Genomic DNA, 20049 nt, shown 5'->3' with positions numbered 1-20049 from the left:
GGATGGAGCATTCGCTGGCCTAAAGACCCGCGACCAGCCCATCAATCGCGCCCTGCAAGATGTAACTCGCCGCCAGCTTGTCGACCAGCACCTCGCGCCGGGCACGGCTGGCGTCGGCTTCGAGCAGGGTGCGGGTGACGGCCTGGGTCGACCAGCGTTCGTCCCACAACAGGATGGGCAGGCCCAGATCGGTCAGATTTTGCGCAAAGGCCCGGCTGGACTGGCTACGCGGGCTGCCGGTGCCGTCCAGGTTTAGCGGCAGGCCGATGACGATGCCCTTGACCTGCTGCTGCGCGATGAAGGCGGCGATCGCGATCTTGTCCTTGGTGAACTTGCCGCGATTGATCGTGTGGGCCGGGCTGGCGATCGACCAGCGATCGTCGCACAGCGCCAGTCCGATCGTCTTGGTGCCGACATCCATGCCGATCAGTCGCCCGCCTTCGGGCAGGCATTCGCGAAAGGCGACGCGATCCGTGGTCAGCAGGCTCATGACTTCAGGAATGCGGCCAGCCGTTGCCGGGCGTCGTTGCGGACATTGGCCCAGAACAGGCTGTAATCATACACATGGTAGTTGTTGCCGGGCAGGGTGAAGGGGCCCATGTCCACCGGTTCGCCGATCATCAGCACGCCGCTGGTGTCGCAGCGGGCGGGCACGATGCCTGACAGGAGACGCGGCGGCTTGCCTGCGTCGCGGCTATCGAGCGTGCCGCGATTGGCGCTGGCGGGCGCTGCGCCGTTGAACGCGCCGGTGATGGGGTTGGTGCAGAGCATGTGGGTGCCCTTGCGCGGCTTGCCGGTATAGCCGGTTTTCTTGCCGAATGTTTCGATCACTGCTGACGGATCGGCCGGTTCGGCATAGCTTTGCCAACTGACGATGCAATGTGCCTGCGCTGCGCGCGCGCAGGCAGGCAGGCCGAGTGCGGGCAGGTCTGCCTCGACCGAAATCGGCCAGCCCACGGCATAGACCGCGGCGATCCGCTTTTCGACCGGCTTGCCCGCGACTTGTTCGCGCAGCAATTGCAGCAGGTGGCGCGACCCCTGGCTATGCCCGGCCAGTATCAGCGGCCCGGTAGGATTGGCTTTCAGGAAAGCGGCGAACGCCTGGGCCACGTCGCGATAGGCGACAGCGAGCGCCTTGTCCCCCTCCGGCCCGTCGGTCAGAAAGGCGCCAAAGTTGGCCTGGCGATAGCGCGGCGCCCAGATATTGCCAGCCGCATTGAACGCACTGGCCTGGCCGGTCACGAAGCGGCGCGCGGTTGCGTCAGCTTCCTTCTCGCCAATCGGCGCGTTCCAATGAGCGTTGCTAAAGGTGGTGATGTAGCTGGTAGGGTGGATGAAGAATACCGCAGCCTTTTCCGGAACAGGCGCATCCTTGACCCCCTGTGGCGTCCAGAGCGCGGGATTATCCTTTAAGATGTCGGGCCTGGCGATCCACATCGCCTGCTTGTCATAAGCGTCGGCAGGCAGGGGTTGAAGGTCGCTAAACGCTTCGTGCGGGACCATTGCAATACGCATCAATTGGGGCTGCAAGATTCCATAAGCCAGCTTACCCACGATCACCAACACAATCAGGCCAGCGAAGACATAGAGGAATTTGCGCGCCACGACTGCTCTCCGATGTCGGGCGGACCCTGGCCCGCCCTTCTCCCCGCCTGTCTGGCGCAAGCGCTGCGCCTGCGCAAGATGAACCATGGTCGACAGGTCGCCCCTTGAAGCAGGTTGAACCGAGTGCTAGCGGCGAAGCCATGTCGATAGACCTTCAAACCGTAAAAAAGATCGCCAGCCTTTCGCGCATTTCGGTGACTGACGCCGAAGCGCAAGCGATGGTGCCCGAACTCAACAACATCCTTGGCTGGGTGGAGCAATTGGGCGAGGTGGACGTCACCGGCATAGAGCCGATGACCGCCGTCATTCCCAATGTTCAGCGCCTGCGTGAGGATGTCGTGACCGACGGCAATGTCCGCGAACTTGTGCTGGCCAATGCCCCCCAGGCCGAACATGGCTTTTTTGCCGTTCCCAAGGTGATCGAGTGACCAATCTGACTGACCTGACCGTAGCCGAAATCCGCGACGGGTTTCGCGCTGGCGATTTTTCCGCGCGCGAAGTGGCCGAAGGGTTCAACGCCAATGTCGCGGCGGCCAAGGCGCTCAACGCCTTCATCGTCGAGACGCCGGACAAGGCGCTGGAAGCCGCCGACGCGGCCGACAGGGCGAAGGCTGCTGGCGAAACGCCGGGCGCGCTGGCCGGTGTGCCGATCGGCATGAAGGATTTGTTCTGCACCAAAGGCGTGCAGACCACCGCGGCGTCGCACATGCTGGAAGGGTTCGTGCCGACCTATGAATCCACCGTGTCGGGCAAGCTGTGGGCGGCGGGCGCGGGGATGCTGGGCAAGCTGAACCTGGATCAGTTCGCCATGGGATCGTCCAACGAGACCAGCTATTTCGGCAATGTCATCTCCCCATGGAAGCGTGGCGGTGGCGACAATGCCGCACTCGCGCCCGGCGGCTCTTCGGGCGGTTCTTCCTCGGCCATTTCCGCGCGGCTGTGCCCGGCGGCGACCGGCACGGATACTGGCGGCTCGATCCGCCAGCCTGCCGCCTTCACTGGCATTTCGGGGATCAAGCCGACCTATGGCCGCTGCTCGCGCTGGGGCATCGTGGCCTTTGCGTCCTCGCTCGATCAGGCGGGCCCGATGGCGCGGACGGTTCGTGACAATGCGATCCTGCTGGAAGTCATGTCGGGCTTCGACCCCAAGGATTCGACCAGCCTCGACCTGCCGGTGCCGCAGTGGGAAGCCAATCTGTCGAGCGACCTCAAGGGCAAGACGGTCGGCATCCCGAAGGAGTATCGTCCCGATGGCCTGAACGCCGAAATCTCCGCCATGTGGGATCGCGGCATCGAATGGCTGAAGGACGCAGGCGCGAATGTGGTGGAGGTGTCGCTGCCGCATACCCAATATGCGCTGCCGACCTATTATATCATCGCACCTGCCGAAGCGTCGTCCAACCTCGCCCGATATGACGGCGTGCGCTATGGCCAGCGCGACTTGCCCGATGGCGCAGGCTTGCAGGACATGTATGCCGCGACCCGCGCCGCCGGCTTCGGGCCGGAGGTCAAGCGCCGCATCATGATCGGCACCTATGTGCTGTCTGCCGGCTTCTACGACGCCTATTACACCCAGGCGCAGAAGGTCCGGGCACTGATCGCACGCGACTTCGAACTGGCGTTTGAAAAATGCGACCTGCTGCTGACGCCGACCGCGCCCAGTTCCTCCTTCGCGCTGGGCGAGAAGCAGGCCGATCCACTGGCCATGTATCTGAATGACGTCTTCACCGTGCCGGCCTCGCTGGCAGGCCTGCCGGCGATGGCGGTGCCGGGCGGGCTGGACGCGGCAGGGCTGCCGATCGGATTGCAGGTGATCGGCAAGGCGCTGGACGAGCAGACTGTGCTGAACGCTTCGCTGGCGATCGAGGAGCGTTCGGGCTTCACGGCGCGGCCGGACAAGTGGTGGTAACCTATATTCCCGTTCGCCCTGAGCTTGTCGAAGGGCTGCTATTTTCTTCAAGAAAGGACTGGGCTTCGACAGGCTCAGCCCGAACGGAACCAAGACTATGAGTGACTATCGCATCCAGGGCGCAACCGGCGAGTGGGAGGTCGTGATCGGCCTGGAAGTCCATGCGCAGGTGACGTCGAACGCGAAGCTGTTTTCCGGCGCGGCAACCGCGTTCGGGGCAGAGCCGAACACGCAGGTCAGCCTGGTCGACGCGGCGATGCCCGGCATGTTGCCCGTGCCCAATCGTCAATGCATCCGTCAGGCGGTGCGCACCGGCATGGCGATTGACGCGCAGATCAACAAATGGTCGCGCTTTGACCGGAAAAATTATTTCTACGCCGATCTGCCGCAGGGCTATCAGATCAGCCAGCTCTATCACCCGATCGTGGGGGAGGGGCAGATCGAGATCGTGCTGGACGAGAAGAACCCGGACAGCAGCACCAAGGTGATCGGCGTCGAGCGTATCCATGTCGAGCAGGATGCGGGCAAGCTGATGCATGACCAGCATCCCACCAGTTCCTATGTCGACCTCAACCGGTCGGGCGTGGCGCTGATGGAGATCGTGTCGAAGCCCGACATGCGCTCGCCCGCCGAAGCCGGGGCTTATCTGTCCAAGCTGCGGACGATCCTGCGCTATGTCGGGTCGTGCGACGGCAATATGGACCAGGGGTCGATGCGTGCCGACGTGAACGTGTCGGTTCGCAAGCCCGGCGAAGAATTCGGCACCCGTACCGAAACGAAGAATGTCAATTCGGTCCGCTTCGTCATGGCCGTGGTCGAACATGAAGCCAACCGGCAGGTCGATGTGCTGGAGGCCGGCGGCAAGATCGTGCAGGAAACGCGGCTCTACGATCCCGATCGCAACGAAACGCGGTCGATGCGCTCGAAGGAAGATGCGCACGACTATCGCTATTTCCCCGATCCCGACCTGTTGCCGCTGGTGCTGGACGATGTGTTTCTGGACGAATGCCGCGCCTCGCTGCCCGAACTGCCCGACGTCAAGCGCAAGCGCTATGAGCAGGCGCTGGGCCTGTCCGCCTATAATGCCGCGACCCTGACCGCCGACGCCGACACGGCGCGCTGGTTCGAGACGCTGGTGGCCGAAGCCGCGCGCATCCAGGGCAAGAGCGAGAGCGATGTCGCGAAAGCATCGGCCAACTGGCTATTGTCGGAACTTTATGGCGCACTCAATCGGCTGGGCAAGACGCTGGAGACCAGCCCGGTCGGCCCGACCGATGGCGCGGAACTGCTGGCACTGGTCGCCGACGGCACGATCAGCGGCACGATCGCCAAGCAGGTGTTCGAGATCATGCTGGAAACCGGCGACAAGCCTGGCAAGATCGTCGAGGAAAAGGGGCTGAAGCAGACGTCCGACACTGGCGCGATCGAGGCGGCGGTGGCCACTGTGCTGGCGAACAACGCCGACAAGGTCGAACAATATCGCGGCGGCAAGGAAGCGCTGTTCGGCTTCTTCGTGGGGCAGACCATGAAAGCCATGCAGGGCAAGGCCAACCCACAGGTCGTGAACGAACTGGTGAAGAAGGCATTGGCCGGGTAAGCGGAAAATTCATCCTCCGGCTGGCGAGGATGGGGCAAATTTAAGGGGCGTCGCCGGGGGGGATGGCGACGCCCCTCTTTTGTGCCCGGCCCCTGGGGGAGGGATCATGCCGGGGCGGAAATGGACGGGCCGGGAAGTCTGTGGGGTGTGGCCCGTCCATTCATAGGCAAGACGTCACAGCACGAAGTTAACCGTCGCCCGAAATGAGATGGCGACGTGATTTTGCTGTTCTTCCGCGCCGAATTCGCCGCCGACCCGGAATGTGTCGGTGCCGCCATAGAGGCGCGCGCGGCCTGTCCAGCCATTGGTGCGATCGTCGGCGACTAGGGTGAAACGATCGCCATCCTTGAAATTGGCCACCGTGTCGCCCAGCGATCCGCCAATGATCTGGCGACGACCGCCCTCCAGTTCCAGTCGGACCCAGCCATCTTCACGCTTCAGGCTGCCAAAGTCATAGCCCGCCGTCACTGTGCCGCTTGCCGTGGTTTCATTGCTGGTCCGGCCCAGCACGGTGAGGTTGAAGGCGTCGCCGCCGCCGCTCTCGCTATAGCCATCCTCCTTCAGGCGATAATAGTCGATGCCGATCGCCGGGCGCAGGCTGATGCGGCCCATCTGCCATTGGTAGGAGGCACCGGCCGTAGCGGAATAGAGTTTGCCGTTCCAGTTGCCGTTCGCGGTGCGGGTGACATCGCCATTGTCGAAACGGCGGGTGCCGTCAAAGCCGATATGGGCGGCGGACAGACGGGCAAAGGCCAGCAGCGGACCCCATTGGCCGCGCCAGTGCGCCGCCAGTTCATATTGATCGGAATCGACCGCATTGTTGGAACTGCCGCCGCTGTCGCTGGCGTGGATATAGGCGAAGGAGCCGCCGAACGCGCCCAGATCGGTCAGATATTCAACCCCGCCGCCTGCGCCCCAGCCGTTGATGTCGTAGGAGGCCGTGTCGCCCACGCTTTTGGCGCCGCCAAATCCCACCTGTTGCAGCCAGAAGCCCAGCCGCCCGTCCTTGGTCCGATAGACGCCATTGGGGTCCGACAGGATGCGCGCGGTCGCGCGCGATCCCGACGTCACTGCTTCGAACGTGCCGCCCGCATGATCGGGCAGCATCTGGCGCAGATTGGTGGCCAGAGTCGTGCCATCGCTGATGCCGAGATAGGCGGTGGCTACGGCGGCATCATTATCGAGCGCATTGAAGATCGCCGGATAGGCACGGGCGAGCGATCCGGTCAGCCCCAGTTCGGTCACGCTTTTGGCGGCAATCGAGAGGGTGACGGTCCCGGCATTGCTGTCGCCGCTGATATTGCCCTTGAACAGATAGGGGAGCAGGGTGCTGGTCGCCAACGCCGGGGCTCCGCTGAGCGATCCGGCACGGACGATGACATAGTCGCCCGCCGATCCGCCAACCTGGGTCAGGTTGACCTTCACCTGCGATCCGCTGGCGAAGCTGGCCGCGCCCGCTACATTATAGACGGTGGCGGCATTGGTCGCCGCGTTGATGGTGACGCCCAGTGTCGATGTGCCGCTGGCGGACAGCGACGCAAGAGACACCGGGCCGCTGTTGGTGGCATTGAGCGTGCCGCCGTTCAGTACGACCGCCATGTTACCGCTGTTGCTGATCGCGCCGGTCAGCGCCGACGTGCCGCCCAGGGTCAGCGTGCCGCTGCCGCTGCCGAAATCGACCGCGCCGTCCAATCTGGCGCTGTCGGCCAGGGAGAGGTTCGCATTGCCGACACCGAACTCGACATTGCCGGTCAGGCTGGATGCGCCGGACAGGGCGATGCTGTCATTGCCTGCGCCCAGCGTCAGATTGCCGGTGATGCTGCCTGCCGACACGGTGAGCGCGTCATTGCCAGATCCCAGTCGAATATCGCCGATAATGGTCGGCGCAGCGGCTGTCGAGGACGCGAGCGCCTGCGTCAGGGTGACGCCGCTGCTGTTGGCGGTCAGGTCTATGGCGGTGTTGGTCAGGCCGCCCGATGCGCTGATCCGGCCAGTGTTGGACAGGCTGGCGAGCGTGCCGGAGGAATCGAGTATGGCGATCGCCGTACCTTTTTCCTTATTGGCCGCCGACGCGCTGACGGTGCCGCCGATGGTAAGGGCGTTGGCCGACGCGCCAGCGTCGATGACGATGGCGCGAGCCGATGTGCCAGCCAGCGCCGATCCTGCCGCGCCGACCGTGCCGCCGATCTTGATCGTGCCGGTACTCGTGCCCGATCCAAGCCGCAATGCAGTGGCGTTGCTGTCGTAGGAGACGGCGGACACCGTCCCGTCGATCCCGATGCCGTTGGCGATGGTGACATTGCCGCCCAGTCCGCCGATGCTCAAACCATTGGCGGCAACCCCGTCATACACGCCAAAGCCGCCGATCTGGCCCTTGACGATCAGGCCGTAGCCCGAACTGTCGGCCGCGACCGCGCCGATGACGGTGTCGGCATTGGAAGCGCCGACCTGCACCGCAGCGGCGGAGCCATAGGTGACGATCGAGGCGCTGCCTTCGCTGGCGTCGGGCAGGCCGTCATCGTCAACGTCGGTATCCGTGCTGCTGGGCGTCGGCGGTACGTCAAAGATCACGCCGCCGCTCACATTACCCGCGATGACGACGGCGGAGCCGCCCTGCAACAGATCGTCAGCATCCAGCTTGGTCACGTCGGTCGGACGGGTGGTGGAGCGATAGCCAGTGCTGGCGATGTTGCCCTGGATTTTGAGCGCGCCATTGATGTCGCCCAGCAGAGCCGCGCCGATGCTGTTGGCGCCCTGCACCGACGTCGAACCGCGCAGCGTGACGTTGCCGGTGACGGCATTGGCGACCAGTCCGTAGCTATTGTCGCCGGTGACGTTGGTGATGCCGCTGGTCGACAGATTGCCGGTCAGCGCACCGTCCAATCGAAGGGCCGCCGACTGGTTACCCTCGATCGTGATTGTACCACTATGGCCGATAGTGCCGACATGCGGCGCACCGGACTGGACCCGGATGCCGATCTTGCCCGATCCTTTGGCAAAGGGGCCGTCTATGTCGCCATCACTGTCGGTGTCGGTCGCGGTATAGTTTTCGGTCAGGGTGATCGTGCCGCTGTTGGTGATGTCCCCCGTTGTGCCGGGTGCGGCGAGGATGGCGGTAACATCGTTCGCGTCATTGATCGTGATCGTGCCGGCATTGCTGACGTCATGGTTGCTGTCGAGCGTGACCCCGGTGCCGCTGGTCAGGGTGACCGATCCTGCGGAACTGATGACGATGTCGTCCGCCGATCCATTCGCGACGGTCGATGTCTTAACTGGGGTGGTGGTCGACGTGCCGATCGTGGCGGCGGCCGTTGCATTGGCCAGCGTCAGCGCGACCAGCGCCGGGGCGATGGCCGTGCAGGCCAGTAGATGTCGCATGATGTCTCCTCTGCGTCCCGCGCCTGATTTTTATGCGCGCGTGCAGGAAGGACGGTGCCGGATCGGCATTTCCGTCTGAACCGATGTTCAGAAAGCGAAATCCATGCCGATCCGCAGGGTGCGGGGGCGTAGCGGGGTGTAATAGTCGGTATGGAGGTCGAACGGCGTGCCGAGCGAGAAACGGTTGCCGTCGCTGTCCAGCAGGTTGGCCAGCGAAAGGGATATTTGCACCGGGCCGCGCGTCACGCTGGCCGACAGGCTGGTGTCGACATAATTGCCCTGCGTCCGCCCCAATATCGGGCCGACGCCGAGTTGCGACTTGCCGACATAACGGGCCGATCCTGACAGATGCAGACGCATCCCATTGCCCATCACGGTGCGATAGTCGAACGCCAGCCGTCCGCCCAGATTGGCGACGTTGGGCAAGTCCAGCGAGCGCCCTTCGAAGGACAGCGCCCGCAGGAATTGCGCCGGCTGGGTCAGGCGGCTGTCATTATAGATGATGCTGGCGTCCAGCGTCAGGCGCTGCATCGCGCGCACGACGATGCGTCCTTCGGCGGTATATATACGCCCATCGCCGATATTCGCGGTGGTCGGCAGGCCGATCCGGTCGGTCACGTCGGCCTGGATGTTGCGCCAGTCGGTATAGGCGAGGTTGGCGCTGATCGCGATGGCGTCGCGCCCCGCCACGCCTTTGCGAAAACCGATCTCGGCCGTCGATATGCGGTCATTCTGGAACCGGCGGACGCGCTGGTCATCCACCGCCAGACCGCCGGGCCGGAAGCCTTGCTGATAGCGGGCGTAGAGGGTGACGTCGGGGATCGCGTCCGTCAGCAGCGCGAAGGAGGGCAGGAAGATGGTTTCGCTGCGGTCCGCCTGCGCTTCGGCGCGGGCGATATCGGCAAAGGACAGGGCGGCAATGGGATCGAGCGCCTCGCCCGACAAGCGGCTGTTGGTCAGCCGTCCGCCAACGGTCGCGATCAGGCCCCTGACCGGCTCGAAAGAGGCTTCGCCGAACAGGGTCGCTTCCTTGACCTTGTTGCGGACCCCGGTGGCGGTGGCGGGCAAGCCGCGGCCGATCATGGGCACGCCGGGGATCACCTGCGGCTGGAACATGGCGGTGCCATAGGAGGTCAGCGAGCGCCGGAGCTTCGACTGGCTTTGCAGATAGGACGCGCCCAATATCCAGCCCAGGCCGTTGTCGAGATCGCGCACCAGCCGATTTTCGGTCGAGAAGATGTCGATGTCATTGCGCTGGCGGAACAGCGCGCTGGGTCCATCCTGTTGCGTGGCGTCGTAGCTTTCGGCGAGTTCATGATGGACGAAGCCGGTGGAGGAGACGAAGCGCAGGCTGTCCCACTGGCGCTCGACCCTGATATTGCCAAGCAGATAGTCGGAAGAATAAGGCTGTGCGACGCTGGAGGCGCGCTGGAGCCGGTCGAGCGACTGGGTCGCATATTGCGCGTCGCGACCATGAATATGCTGATACACGCCGTTCAGGTCGACGGTCCAGTTTTCGTCCGGGGCAAAGCGCAAAGCCGCCCGGCCACCATAGGTGCGGGTGCGATTGACATCGTTCAGGTCACGGCTGACATCGTCAATATAGCCGCCCTCCTGCACGCCATAGCCAACGAAGCGCAGCGCAATTTTTTCCGGCATGATCGGCAGGTTGATCGTCGCCGACAGATCGCCGCCCGGCGCGCCATGCTGTGTGGTGGAAAGGCCCGCCGATACCTGCCCGCCAAATTCCCCCAGATTGGGGGCGTTGGGCATGATGCGGATGATGCCGCCAAGCGATCCCGCGCCGTACAACGTCCCCTGCGGTCCTTCCAATATCTCGACCCGGCCGACATCATAGAGTTTGAGGTCCGGGTCAGGCGCGGCATAATTGAGGCGCATGTCGCCCAGATATTGGCCAGTGGTCGCCTGGGTTGGTCCCGCGACGCCGGAATCGGCGATGGCGCGGATGAACAACTTGTTGCGGCCATTGCCCGCATGGGTGGAGCTGAGGCTGGCGACCCGCGCCAGCAGCGTGGCCGTGCCGCCCGACGCTTCGCCGCTGGAAAAGAGATTGGCGTCGATCGCTTCGACCATGCCGGCATAGCGGGGCAGGGGCGTGTAGCGCTTGGACGCGGTGACGATGATTTCCGCAACGGGTTGATCGGGCAGGGGGGCTGCCGGTGCGCGGGCGGGGGCGTGGGCGGTTGCCACAGGGCGCGCGCGTACGATGCGCCAGGTCGAGGCGTCGATCATCATGGCCCTGGCGCCGCTGCCCCGCAGCAGGCGTTTGAGCGCCGCGTCGACCGACAGGCGGCCCTTGACGGCGGGGGTGGCTATGCCGGCGAGCGACTGGTCCGACATGCCGACGCTGACGCCGGTTTGGCGGCCAAGCGCCACCACGGCCTCGCCCAGCCGTGAGGGGGCGATGCTGATAGTCTGTCTGTCCGCCGCGTGCGCGGGCGTTGCGATCGCTAGGGCGGTGACGATCAGGAGCTCAGCTTTGCGGCCCATTCCCTTCCTTCAGCATCCAGCCGTCGCCCGTGCGTATCGCGCTCAGCCCCATGAGCGGCGCGGCCCCGGCGAAGAAGCGCGCAGGGTCCTTGTCCAGCCGGATCGTGCCAGTGAAGCGCATCGCCCGCGCGCCGGGCGTGGTGGTCAGCGCGATGCCGAGCGAGCGGGCGATGTCCTGGCTGATCTCGGCCACGGCGGCATTGGCGTAGACCAGGCGTCCCTGCCGCCAGCTGGCGACGGCGGCAGGCGCAACGTCCATCACCCGCAATCCATCGCCATCATCGGCCAGCGCGCGTCCGGCGGGCAGGCTGATCGCTTCGGCCTGCGGATTGTAGATCACCTTGCCTTCGGAAACGCCGATCCGGGTCGCGCCGCCGGTGTGGACGATGTTGAACACGGTGCCCGCATCCTCGAACACGGCATCGCCCACGGTCACGCGGAAGGGATCGGTTGCATCATGGCGTACGGTGAAGGCCGCTTCGCCGCTGTCGAGCGCGGCAAAGCGGGTATTGTTATGGTCGAGCCGCAGCGTCGTGCCGCCATTGACGTCGATCCGCGTGCCATCGTCCAGCGCGATGGTCTGCGTTTCGCCGGGCCGGGTGGTGATGGTGTAGATATCGGCACGGTTCATCATGCTCAGCGAAATGGTCGCGACCAGCGCTGCTGCAATCGCGCCACCGCCAACCCAGCGCCATGTCCGGTGCCGGGGTTCGCCCGGATCATTGGCGGCAATGGGCAAGGCAGCGGGCAGGGGTGCGGGACTGGACGGGATGATTGCGTCCAGGTCGGCGTCGGCCGCCATCAATGCGTCATAGGCGGCGGCGCGCGCCGGGTCGCCCTCCAGCCACAGCGTGAACGCCTCCCAATCGACAAAGTCGGGATCGCGCGTGCGGATGACCCATCCCAGCGCTTCCTCTTGCATCATGGCTCCAGCCCTGTTCATTTCTTGCCCCTTGCAGAGACTGACGCCGCCGACCCGCTCATGCCGTATCCATTTTCTGCTTGAGCGCGATCATGGCACGATAGGCCTTTTGCAGATCCTTCTCCACCGTGGTCAGGCTGACCCCCAGTTCCTCTGCGATGGCGCGTTGCCCCACCCCCTCGATACGGAAGCGACGGAACACCAACTCGACCCGCGGACCGAGCGCGCGCAGCGCCTCGCGCGCTTCATCCAGCGTCTGGTTGAGGATCAGTCGTTCGTCGACCGGCATGTCGTCGACCGGATCGGCCATCACGCCGCCTGCCCCTTCCGCCCAATCCTGTTCGCGCCGTTCGCGCCGCGTGGCGGATCGGTATCTGTCCAGCATCAGATTATTGGCCATGCGATAAAGATAGGGGAGCGGATCGGCGACCGGGCCGATATCCTTCGACTCCAGCTTCATCCACATGTCCTGAATCAAGTCCTCCGCATTCTCCCCGGCGCCGCGCGCCCGCAGGAAGCGCAGCAAGGCGGCGCGGTTTGCCATGAATAGTGCGGAGAGGCCGGTGGCCATGCCTGTCTATGTCCAATGCGAGGCAAGTCTTGGCAGGTTGCCATAGATGGCCGAGCGGGGTCTTGGCAATCGGCAAGCTGTTTACGGGCGTGCATTGCTGTTTTAGGGTCGGACCTGATCCAGACTTTAACATCCTCCCCTGGAAGGGGATGTGTCAGCGCGGAGCAATGATGGAGGGGTGTCAAGCCATCGATAGCTTGCTCCCCTCCATCCGGCCTGCGGCCATCCACCTTCCCTTGCAGGGGAGGATGGGTTCAAATCTCTTAATCCTTGTAGGGAGCAGCGTTGGGCATGACAGATGGCGTGGATAAGGCGGCGGCGCAGGCGGCGGGGATGGACCCCGACCGGCTCGGTGCGCTGATCGACCATCTCGACACGACCTATCTGGCGTCGGGCAAGCTGGCGCACATGCAATTGCTGATTTCGCGCGATGAACAACCCGTGTTGGCGGTGGCGCGCGGCGCGGCGCGGGCGACAGGCGAGCCGCTGCGGGACGATGCCTTGTTCCGCATTGCGTCGATGACCAAGCCGATCACGTCGGTCGCCTTCATGATGCTGGTGGAGGCGGGCAAGGTCGCGCTGGATACGCCGGTGGCAGACGTCATCCCCGAATTCGCCAACCTGCGCGTCGGACGGGGCAATCGCGCGCGGCCCAAGCAGCTGATGCGGATGATCGACCTGCTGCGGCACATGTCGGGGCTGACATATGGGCTGCAACGCCAGACGCCGATCGACGCGCGATACCGGCAACTGGGGCTGGACGAATTTCAGCAGAAACGCACGTCAGACGAATTCATTGTCGATCTTGCCCGGCTGCCGCTGGAATATTCTCCCGGTGAGCGGTGGATCTACTCCGTGTCGACCGATGTGCTGGGCGTGGTGGTTGAACGGCTGAGCGGCATGGATTTGGATGCGTTTTTCCGTACCCGCATATTCGATCCGCTGGGCATGATCGACACCGGCTTCGTCCTGCGTGACGATCAGGTGGAGCGAATGACCGATGCCTGGCGGCTGAACGAGGATGGCGAACGCGTCATCGCCGACCTGGGCGCGCGTAGCGGATGGCGGCGGCAGGGCCGCTTCCTGTCCGGCGGCGGCGGGCTGGTATTGGGCGTTTCGGATTATCATCGCTTTGCGCGCATGTTGCTGCGCGGCGGAGAATTGGATGGCGCGCGGCTGTTGCGGCCCGAAACCGTGGCGATGATGCGGGACAATCAGTTGCCGGGTGGCAGCGACCTGGCCCGCTATTCGACCGGCATGTTCAGTGAGGCCGACTATAATGGCGTCGGCTTTGGCCTCGGCTTTGCAATGGATCTCAAAAGCCAGGAATATTATTGGGGCGGGGTGTTTTCGACCTTTTTCTGGATCGACCCGATCGAGCGACTGATCGGCATTTTCATGACCCAGTTGCTCCCGTCCAGCGCCTATCCGGTGCGGGCCGACCTGCGCGCTGGTGTCCGGGCTTCGATCGTCGATCATCGGGGCGGTCAGGCGCATTGATTTTTTTGCTGCGCCGCAAAAACCCTTTGGCTTGGGGCGCGACGCTGTGCCATCATCGCCCCGACAATATAGGGGGACCAGCCGCATGAACCTCAAGGGCCAGACCAAACTTCCTATCCCCGAACCGCGCCGGGTCGATCCCCAGGTCCTGGCCCATGAGATTGTCGAGCGGCTCACCTATCGCATCGGCAAGAATGCCGCCGCCGCCAAGCCGCACGACTGGCTGCACGCCGTCATCCTCTCGATCCGCGACCGGGTGATCGACGCCTGGATCACGTCGACCCAGAAAACCTATGAGGAAGAAGGGCGGCGGGTCTATTATCTGTCGCTGGAATTTCTGATCGGCCGCCTGATGCGCGATGCCGCGTCCAATATGGAAATGCTGGACGACATGCAGGCTGCGCTTGCCTCGCTGGGCGTCGATATAGACATTATCGCCGCGCTGGAGCCAGACGCGGCGCTGGGCAATGGCGGGCTTGGCCGTCTGGCCGCCTGCTTCATGGAGAGCATGGCGACGACGGACGTGCCGGCCTATGGCTATGGCATCCGCTATGTGAACGGCATGTTCCGGCAGGAAATTTCCGACGGCTGGCAGGTGGAACTGCCCGAAACCTGGCTGGCGCACGGCAATCCGTGGGAGTTTGAGCGGCGCGAGGCCAGTTACGAGATCGGCTTTGGCGGGCGGGTCGATCCGGTCGAGAGCGAGGATGCCGGACCGCATCAGATGCACTGGCATCCGTCCGAACGGGTGATCGCGACGCCCTATGATACGCCGATCGCCGGCTGGCGCGGCAAGCGAGTCAATACGCTGCGGCTGTGGCAGGCGCAGCCGATCGATCCGATCCTGCTCGAAAAATTCAATGCGGGCGACCATCTGGGCGCGCTGGCCGAGAGCAATCGTGCCGAGGCGCTGACCCGTGTTCTCTATCCCGCCGACAGTTCAGCCGCGGGGCAGGAATTGCGGCTGCGGCAGGAATATTTCTTCTCGTCCGCGTCACTGCAGGACATTGTGCGGCGGCATCTGCAATATTTCGGCAGCATCCTGACCCTGCCGGACAAGGCCGCGATCCAGCTTAACGACACCCATCCGGCGGTTGCGGTGGCGGAGCTGATGCGGATATTGCTCGACGATCATGGGCTGGATTTCGGCGAGGCGTGGGACATCACCCGGCGCACCTTCAGCTACACCAACCATACGCTGCTGCCCGAAGCGCTGGAAAGCTGGCCGGTGCCGCTGTTCGAGCGATTGCTGCCCCGGCACATGCAGATCGTCTATGCCGTCAACAGCCGCCTGCTGGCCGAAGCGCGCAAATCCGGTCAGTTTGACGACCATGGGATTGGCGCAATCTCCCTGATCGACGAGGGCGGCGACCGGCGGGTGCGGATGGGCAATCTGGCCTTTGCCGGATCGCACAGCGTCAATGGCGTGTCGGCGCTGCATACCGATCTGATGAAGGTCACGGTCTTTGCCGATCTGCACAATCTCTATCCGACGCGGATCAACAACAAGACCAATGGTGTCACCTTCCGCCGCTGGCTGATGCAGTGCAATCCGGGGCTGTTCGCGCTGATCCGCGAGGCGATTGGCGACCGTTTCATGGACGATCCCGAAGCGCTGCGCGACCTTGATCCCTTTGTCGACGACAGCGCCTTTCAGGAAAAATTCCTGGGCGTGAAGCGGGCCAACAAGGAAGCTCTGTCCAATATATTGCGCCAGAAGGTGAATGCCCGGATCGATCCGGGCGCGATGTTCGACATCCAGATCAAGCGCATCCACGAATATAAACGGCAATTGCTCAACATCGTCGAGGCCGTGTCGCTCTATGACCAGATCCGGTCGCACCCGGAAAAGAACTGGGTGCCGCGCGTCAAATTGTTCGGCGGCAAGGCGGCATCAAGCTATCATAATGCCAAGCTGATCATCAAGCTGGCGGGCGACGTGGCGCGCGCGGTCAATCATGATCCGGCGGTGCAGGGGCTGCTCAAATTGCAGTTCGTGCCCAATTATAACGTGTCGCTGGCCGAAGTCATGATTCCGGCGGCTGACCTGTCCGAACAGATTTCGACTGCAGGGATGGAGGCGTCGGGCACCGGCAATATGAAGTTCGCGGTCAATGGCGCGCTGACCATCGGCACGCTGGATGGCGCCAATGTCGAAATGCGCGATCATGTGGGTGAGGACAATATCATCATCTTCGGCCTGACCGCGCAGGAGGTGAACGAGCGCCGTGCCAATGGCTATAATCCGCGTGAGGTGATCGACCAGAGCCGCGAATTGTCCCAAGCGTTAAACGCGATTGCCAGCGGCGTATTCTCGCCCGACGACCCCGATCGTTACAAGGGGCTGATCCAGGGCATCTATGACCATGACTGGTTCATGCTGGCCGCGGATTTCGACAGCTATTCCGCCGCGCAGCGCAATGTCGATGCGCTCTGGACGGATGGCGCTTTGTGGGCGAAGAAGGCGATACATAATGTTGCCCGGATGGGCTGGTTCTCGTCGGACCGGACCATCCGCGAATATGCGACCGACATCTGGAAGATAAAGCCATGAGCGGAATGCGAGGATAAGCGGTGTTGACGCCGGAACAGATTGACCGGCTGATACAAGGTCGCGAGGACGACCCCTTTGCCACGCTTGGCGTGCATCCGGCTGAAAGCGGCTTTACCGCCTGTGTGCTGTTGCCCGAAGCGGTCGGCGTCAGCGCCCAGACGCTGGATGGCAAGCCGGTCGGCGAACTGGCGGCGATCCACCCGGGCGGGCTGTTTTTCGGCAAGGTGAAGATCCGCAAGCGCCAGCCGTTGCGTTACGTCGCCCATTATGGCGATGGCGGCGACCATGTCATGATCGATCCCTATGGCTTCGGCCCGGTCCTGGGGCCGATGGATGATTATTATTTCGCGCAAGGGTCGCACGGACGCCTGTTCGACAAGCTGGGCGCGCATGCAATGACCCATGACGGGGTGACCGGCACGCATTTTGCCGTGTGGGCGCCCAATGCAAAGCGCGTGTCGGTGGTGGGCGACTTCAATCGCTGGGATGGCCGCCGCGCGCCGATGCGGCACCGGGCGGATGCTGGCGTGTGGGAGATTTTCCTGCCCGATGTCGGACCGGGCAGCGCGTATAAATATGAGATTATGGGCGCGGATGGCGTCATCCTGCCGCTCAAGGCCGACCCCTTTGCCTTTCAGTCCGAACTGCGCCCGTCGAACGCGTCGATCGTCGCCGCGCCGCTTGACCATGAATGGGGCGACGAACGGCATAAGGACCATTGGCGGCATGCTGATGCACGGCGTGAGCCGGTGTCGATCTATGAAGTCCATGCCGGGTCATGGCAGCGGGACGAGTCCGGCGATTTTCTGAGCTGGGATGAACTGGCGCGGCGGTTGATCCCCTATGTCGTCGGCATGGGCTTTACCCATATCGAATTTCTGCCGATCAGCGAATATCCCTATGATCCCAGTTGGGGATACCAGACGCTGGGTCTCTATGCGCCGACCGCGCGCTTTGGCGATCCGGCGGGCTTTGCGCGTTTTGTCGACGGGGCGCACCAGGCCGGGATCGGCGTTATTCTGGATTGGGTGCCGGCGCATTTCCCGACCGACGAACATGGGCTGGCCTATTTCGACGGCACGGCGCTGTATGAACATGCCGATCCGCGCAAGGGATTCCACCCCGACTGGAACACCGCCATCTATAATTTCGGGCGGCGCGAGGTATCGCAATATCTGGTCAATAACGCGCTGTTCTGGGCCGAGCGCTATCATGTCGACGGGCTGCGCGTCGATGCCGTCGCTTCCATGCTCTATCTCGATTATTCGCGGGCGCCCGGCGAGTGGGTGCCCAACGATCATGGCGGGCGGGAGAATGTGGAGGCTGTGGCCTTCCTCCAGCAACTCAACACCGTCCTCTACGGCACCCATGGCGGGGTGATGACGATCGCGGAGGAATCGACCAGCTGGCCCGACGTGTCGCGCCCGGTGCATAGCGGTGGCCTGGGTTTTGGCTTCAAATGGAATATGGGGTTCATGCACGACACGCTGCGCTATTTGCAGCGCGATCCGGTGCATCGCTGCCATCATCATGACGACATCACCTTTGGCCTGCTCTACGCCTTTACCGAGAATTTCGTGCTGGCGCTGAGCCATGACGAGGTGGTGCATGGCAAGGCGTCGTTGCTGCACAAGATGCCGGGCGATGACTGGCAGAAATTCGCCACGCTACGGGCCTATTATGGCCTGATGTGGGGGTATCCGGGCAAGAAGCTGCTGTTCATGGGTCAGGAGTTCGCCCAGCGCGGGGAGTGGAGCGAGGAACGGGCGCTCGACTGGCATCTGGTGGATCATGCCCCCCACCAGGGGGTGCAGCAATGGGTGAGCGATCTCAACCATCTCTATCGCTCCCGTCCGGCGCTGCATGCGCGCGATTGCGAGCCGGAGGGGTTCGAATGGGTGCTGGTGGATGCCGCCGCCGACTCCGTCTTTGCCTGGGTGCGGCGGGCGCCCGGCGCGCGTCCGATCGTCGTCATCAGCCATTTTACGCCATTGCTGCGGCATGGTTACCGGATGCGTTTGCCATCGGGCGGAACGTGGCGCGAAATATTGAACAGCGACGCGGCCAGTTATGGCGGCAGCAATGCAGGAAATATGGGCATGGTGACGGCGGATGAGGAGGGATGGGCCAATGTAACCATTCCCCCCTTCGCGACGTTGATGCTGGAACTGGATATTTAAGGAAGCCGACGGGCGCGTGCAGGCGACGGACGGGGCAATGCGAGGAGAGGCCCGAAATGCAGCAACCACGAAACCAGCCGATCGCCCGTGACGCCATGGCCTATGTGCTGGCGGGAGGGCGCGGCAGTCGCCTGGCGGAACTGACCGACAAGCGCGCCAAGCCTGCCGTCCATTTTGGCGGCAAGGCGCGGATCATCGATTTTGCCCTGTCCAATGCGCTTAACAGCGGTATTCGCCGCATCGGCGTGGCGACGCAGTATAAGGCGCATTCGTTGATCCGCCATTTGCAGCGCGGCTGGAACTTCTTTCGTCCCGAACGCAATGAGAGCTTCGATATTCTGCCCGCCAGCCAGCGCGTGTCGGAAAGCCAATGGTATGAAGGGACCGCCGACGCCGTGTTCCAGAATATCGACATCATCGAAAGTTATGCGCCCGAATATATGGTGCTGCTGGCGGGCGATCATGTCTATAAAATGGACTATGAGCTAATGCTCCAGCAGCATGTCGATAGCGGCGCGGATGTGACGGTCGGCTGCATGGAAGTGCCGCGTAGCGAGGCGTCCGGCTTTGGCGTGATGCATGTCGATGAAAAGGACTGGATCACTGCCTTCGTCGAAAAGCCGAAAGACCCGCCTGCCATTCCCGGCCAGCCCGACATGGCCCTGGCGTCGATGGGTATCTATGTTTTCCAGACCCGGTTCCTGATCGAGCAATTGCGCCGCGATGCGGACGATCCGGCAAGCAAGCGCGACTTTGGCGGCGACATCATCCCCCATATCGTCAAGCATGGCAAAGCGGTGGCGCACCGTTTTTCGAGCAGTTGCGTGCGTGCCGAAAGCGAGCTGGTTCCCTATTGGCGCGACGTGGGGACGATCGATGCCTATTGGCAGGCGAGCATCGACCTGACCGACGTGGTACCCTCGCTGGATCTATATGACCGCAGCTGGCCGCTATGGACCTATTCCGAAGTCACTCCGCCCGCCAAGTTCGTGCACAATGAGGATGGACGGCGCGGGTCCGCGACATCGTCGCTGGTGGCGGGCGGTTGCATCGTGTCGGGTTCATCGCTGCATCGCAGCCTGCTGTTTTCCGGGGTCAAGACGCATAGCTTTTCGTCGGTCACCGACAGCGTGATCATGCCCAATTGCGAGATCGGGCGCGGGGCGCGGTTGCACAAATGCGTGCTCGATTCCGGCATCATCATCCCGCCCGGCCTGATCATCGGCGAACATCCGGAGGAGGATGCGCAACGCTTCCGCCGGACCGACAGCGGCATATGTCTGGTCACGCAGCCGATGATCGAGCGGCTGGTGGCTTGAGCG

13 protein-coding genes are annotated in these 20049 nt (G+C 63.4%); 7 read left to right on the top strand and 6 right to left on the bottom strand.

Going from position 1 to position 20049, the window contains the following annotated elements; genetic code table 11:
• Positions 1–19 precede the first annotated feature (19 nt).
• Both ruvX and SX1_RS07905 read right to left on the bottom strand, forming a co-directional pair.
• Positions 20–490: a Holliday junction resolvase RuvX gene (gene ruvX / locus SX1_RS07910; RefSeq protein ID WP_017184652.1), complete on the bottom strand. Its 471-nt coding sequence runs from the start codon at positions 488–490 to the stop codon at positions 20–22.
• On the bottom strand, positions 487–1605 hold the full coding sequence (locus tag SX1_RS07905; protein WP_019052547.1) for a DUF3089 domain-containing protein: 1119 nt from the start codon (positions 1603–1605) through the stop codon (positions 487–489). Before SX1_RS07905 ends, ruvX begins: the two co-directional genes overlap by 4 nt.
• 140 nt (positions 1606–1745) lie before the next feature.
• On the opposite strand from SX1_RS07905, the gene gatC reads away from it, so the two are divergent.
• From gatC to gatB, 3 genes are all read left to right on the top strand, one after another.
• A complete protein-coding gene (gatC, locus tag SX1_RS07900) occupies positions 1746–2033 on the top strand; it encodes an Asp-tRNA(Asn)/Glu-tRNA(Gln) amidotransferase subunit GatC (protein WP_017184650.1) in 288 nt (95 codons plus the stop codon).
• A complete protein-coding gene (gene gatA / locus SX1_RS07895; protein ID WP_019052546.1) occupies positions 2030–3514 on the top strand; it encodes an Asp-tRNA(Asn)/Glu-tRNA(Gln) amidotransferase subunit GatA in 1485 nt (494 codons plus the stop codon). Before gatC ends, gatA begins: the two co-directional genes overlap by 4 nt.
• A gap of 97 nt (positions 3515–3611) precedes the next feature.
• Entirely contained in the window at positions 3612–5111 is a 1500-nt protein-coding gene (gene gatB / locus SX1_RS07890) for an Asp-tRNA(Asn)/Glu-tRNA(Gln) amidotransferase subunit GatB (RefSeq protein ID WP_019052545.1), read from the top strand.
• Between the two features lie 174 nt (positions 5112–5285).
• On the opposite strand, the gene SX1_RS07885 is transcribed toward gatB, so the two are convergent.
• The 4 genes from SX1_RS07885 to SX1_RS07870 all read right to left on the bottom strand — a co-directional run bounded on the left by SX1_RS07885 (position 5286) and on the right by SX1_RS07870 (position 12493).
• Complete coding sequence (locus SX1_RS07885) at positions 5286–8489, bottom strand: autotransporter outer membrane beta-barrel domain-containing protein (RefSeq protein WP_019052544.1); 3204 nt, start codon at positions 8487–8489, stop codon at positions 5286–5288.
• Between the two features lie 87 nt (positions 8490–8576).
• A complete protein-coding gene (locus SX1_RS07880) occupies positions 8577–11000 on the bottom strand; it encodes a TonB-dependent receptor (RefSeq protein ID WP_019052543.1) in 2424 nt (807 codons plus the stop codon).
• On the bottom strand, positions 10984–11925 hold the full coding sequence (locus tag SX1_RS07875; RefSeq protein ID WP_019052542.1) for a FecR family protein: 942 nt from the start codon (positions 11923–11925) through the stop codon (positions 10984–10986). The genes SX1_RS07880 and SX1_RS07875 overlap by 17 nt, the downstream gene beginning before the upstream one ends.
• A 55-nt stretch (positions 11926–11980) precedes the next feature.
• On the bottom strand, positions 11981–12493 hold the full coding sequence (locus tag SX1_RS07870) for an RNA polymerase sigma factor (RefSeq protein WP_019052541.1): 513 nt from the start codon (positions 12491–12493) through the stop codon (positions 11981–11983).
• A 291-nt stretch (positions 12494–12784) separates the two neighbouring features.
• Between SX1_RS07870 and SX1_RS07865 the strand changes: the two genes are divergently transcribed.
• From SX1_RS07865 to glgC, 4 genes are all read left to right on the top strand, one after another.
• Positions 12785–13993 carry a serine hydrolase domain-containing protein gene (locus SX1_RS07865; RefSeq protein WP_019052540.1) on the top strand — a complete coding sequence of 403 codons (1209 nt, stop codon included), beginning with the start codon at positions 12785–12787 and terminating at the stop codon, positions 13991–13993.
• 85 nt (positions 13994–14078) lie between these two features.
• Positions 14079–16547: a glycogen/starch/alpha-glucan phosphorylase gene (locus SX1_RS07860; RefSeq protein ID WP_019052539.1), complete on the top strand. Its 2469-nt coding sequence runs from the start codon at positions 14079–14081 to the stop codon at positions 16545–16547.
• Between the two features lie 20 nt (positions 16548–16567).
• On the top strand, positions 16568–18727 hold the full coding sequence (glgB, locus tag SX1_RS07855) for a 1,4-alpha-glucan branching protein GlgB (protein WP_026149577.1): 2160 nt from the start codon (positions 16568–16570) through the stop codon (positions 18725–18727).
• 56 nt (positions 18728–18783) lie between these two features.
• Positions 18784–20046: a glucose-1-phosphate adenylyltransferase gene (glgC, locus tag SX1_RS07850; protein ID WP_026002676.1), complete on the top strand. Its 1263-nt coding sequence runs from the start codon at positions 18784–18786 to the stop codon at positions 20044–20046.
• Positions 20047–20049: the final 3 nt, after the last annotated feature.

This window comes from Sphingobium xenophagum NBRC 107872, from assembly GCF_000367345.1.
GTDB lineage: Bacteria > Pseudomonadota > Alphaproteobacteria > Sphingomonadales > Sphingomonadaceae > Sphingobium > Sphingobium xenophagum.
Note: the sequence above shows the minus strand (reverse complement) of the source record. Positions and strands in the feature narration are given on the sequence as shown.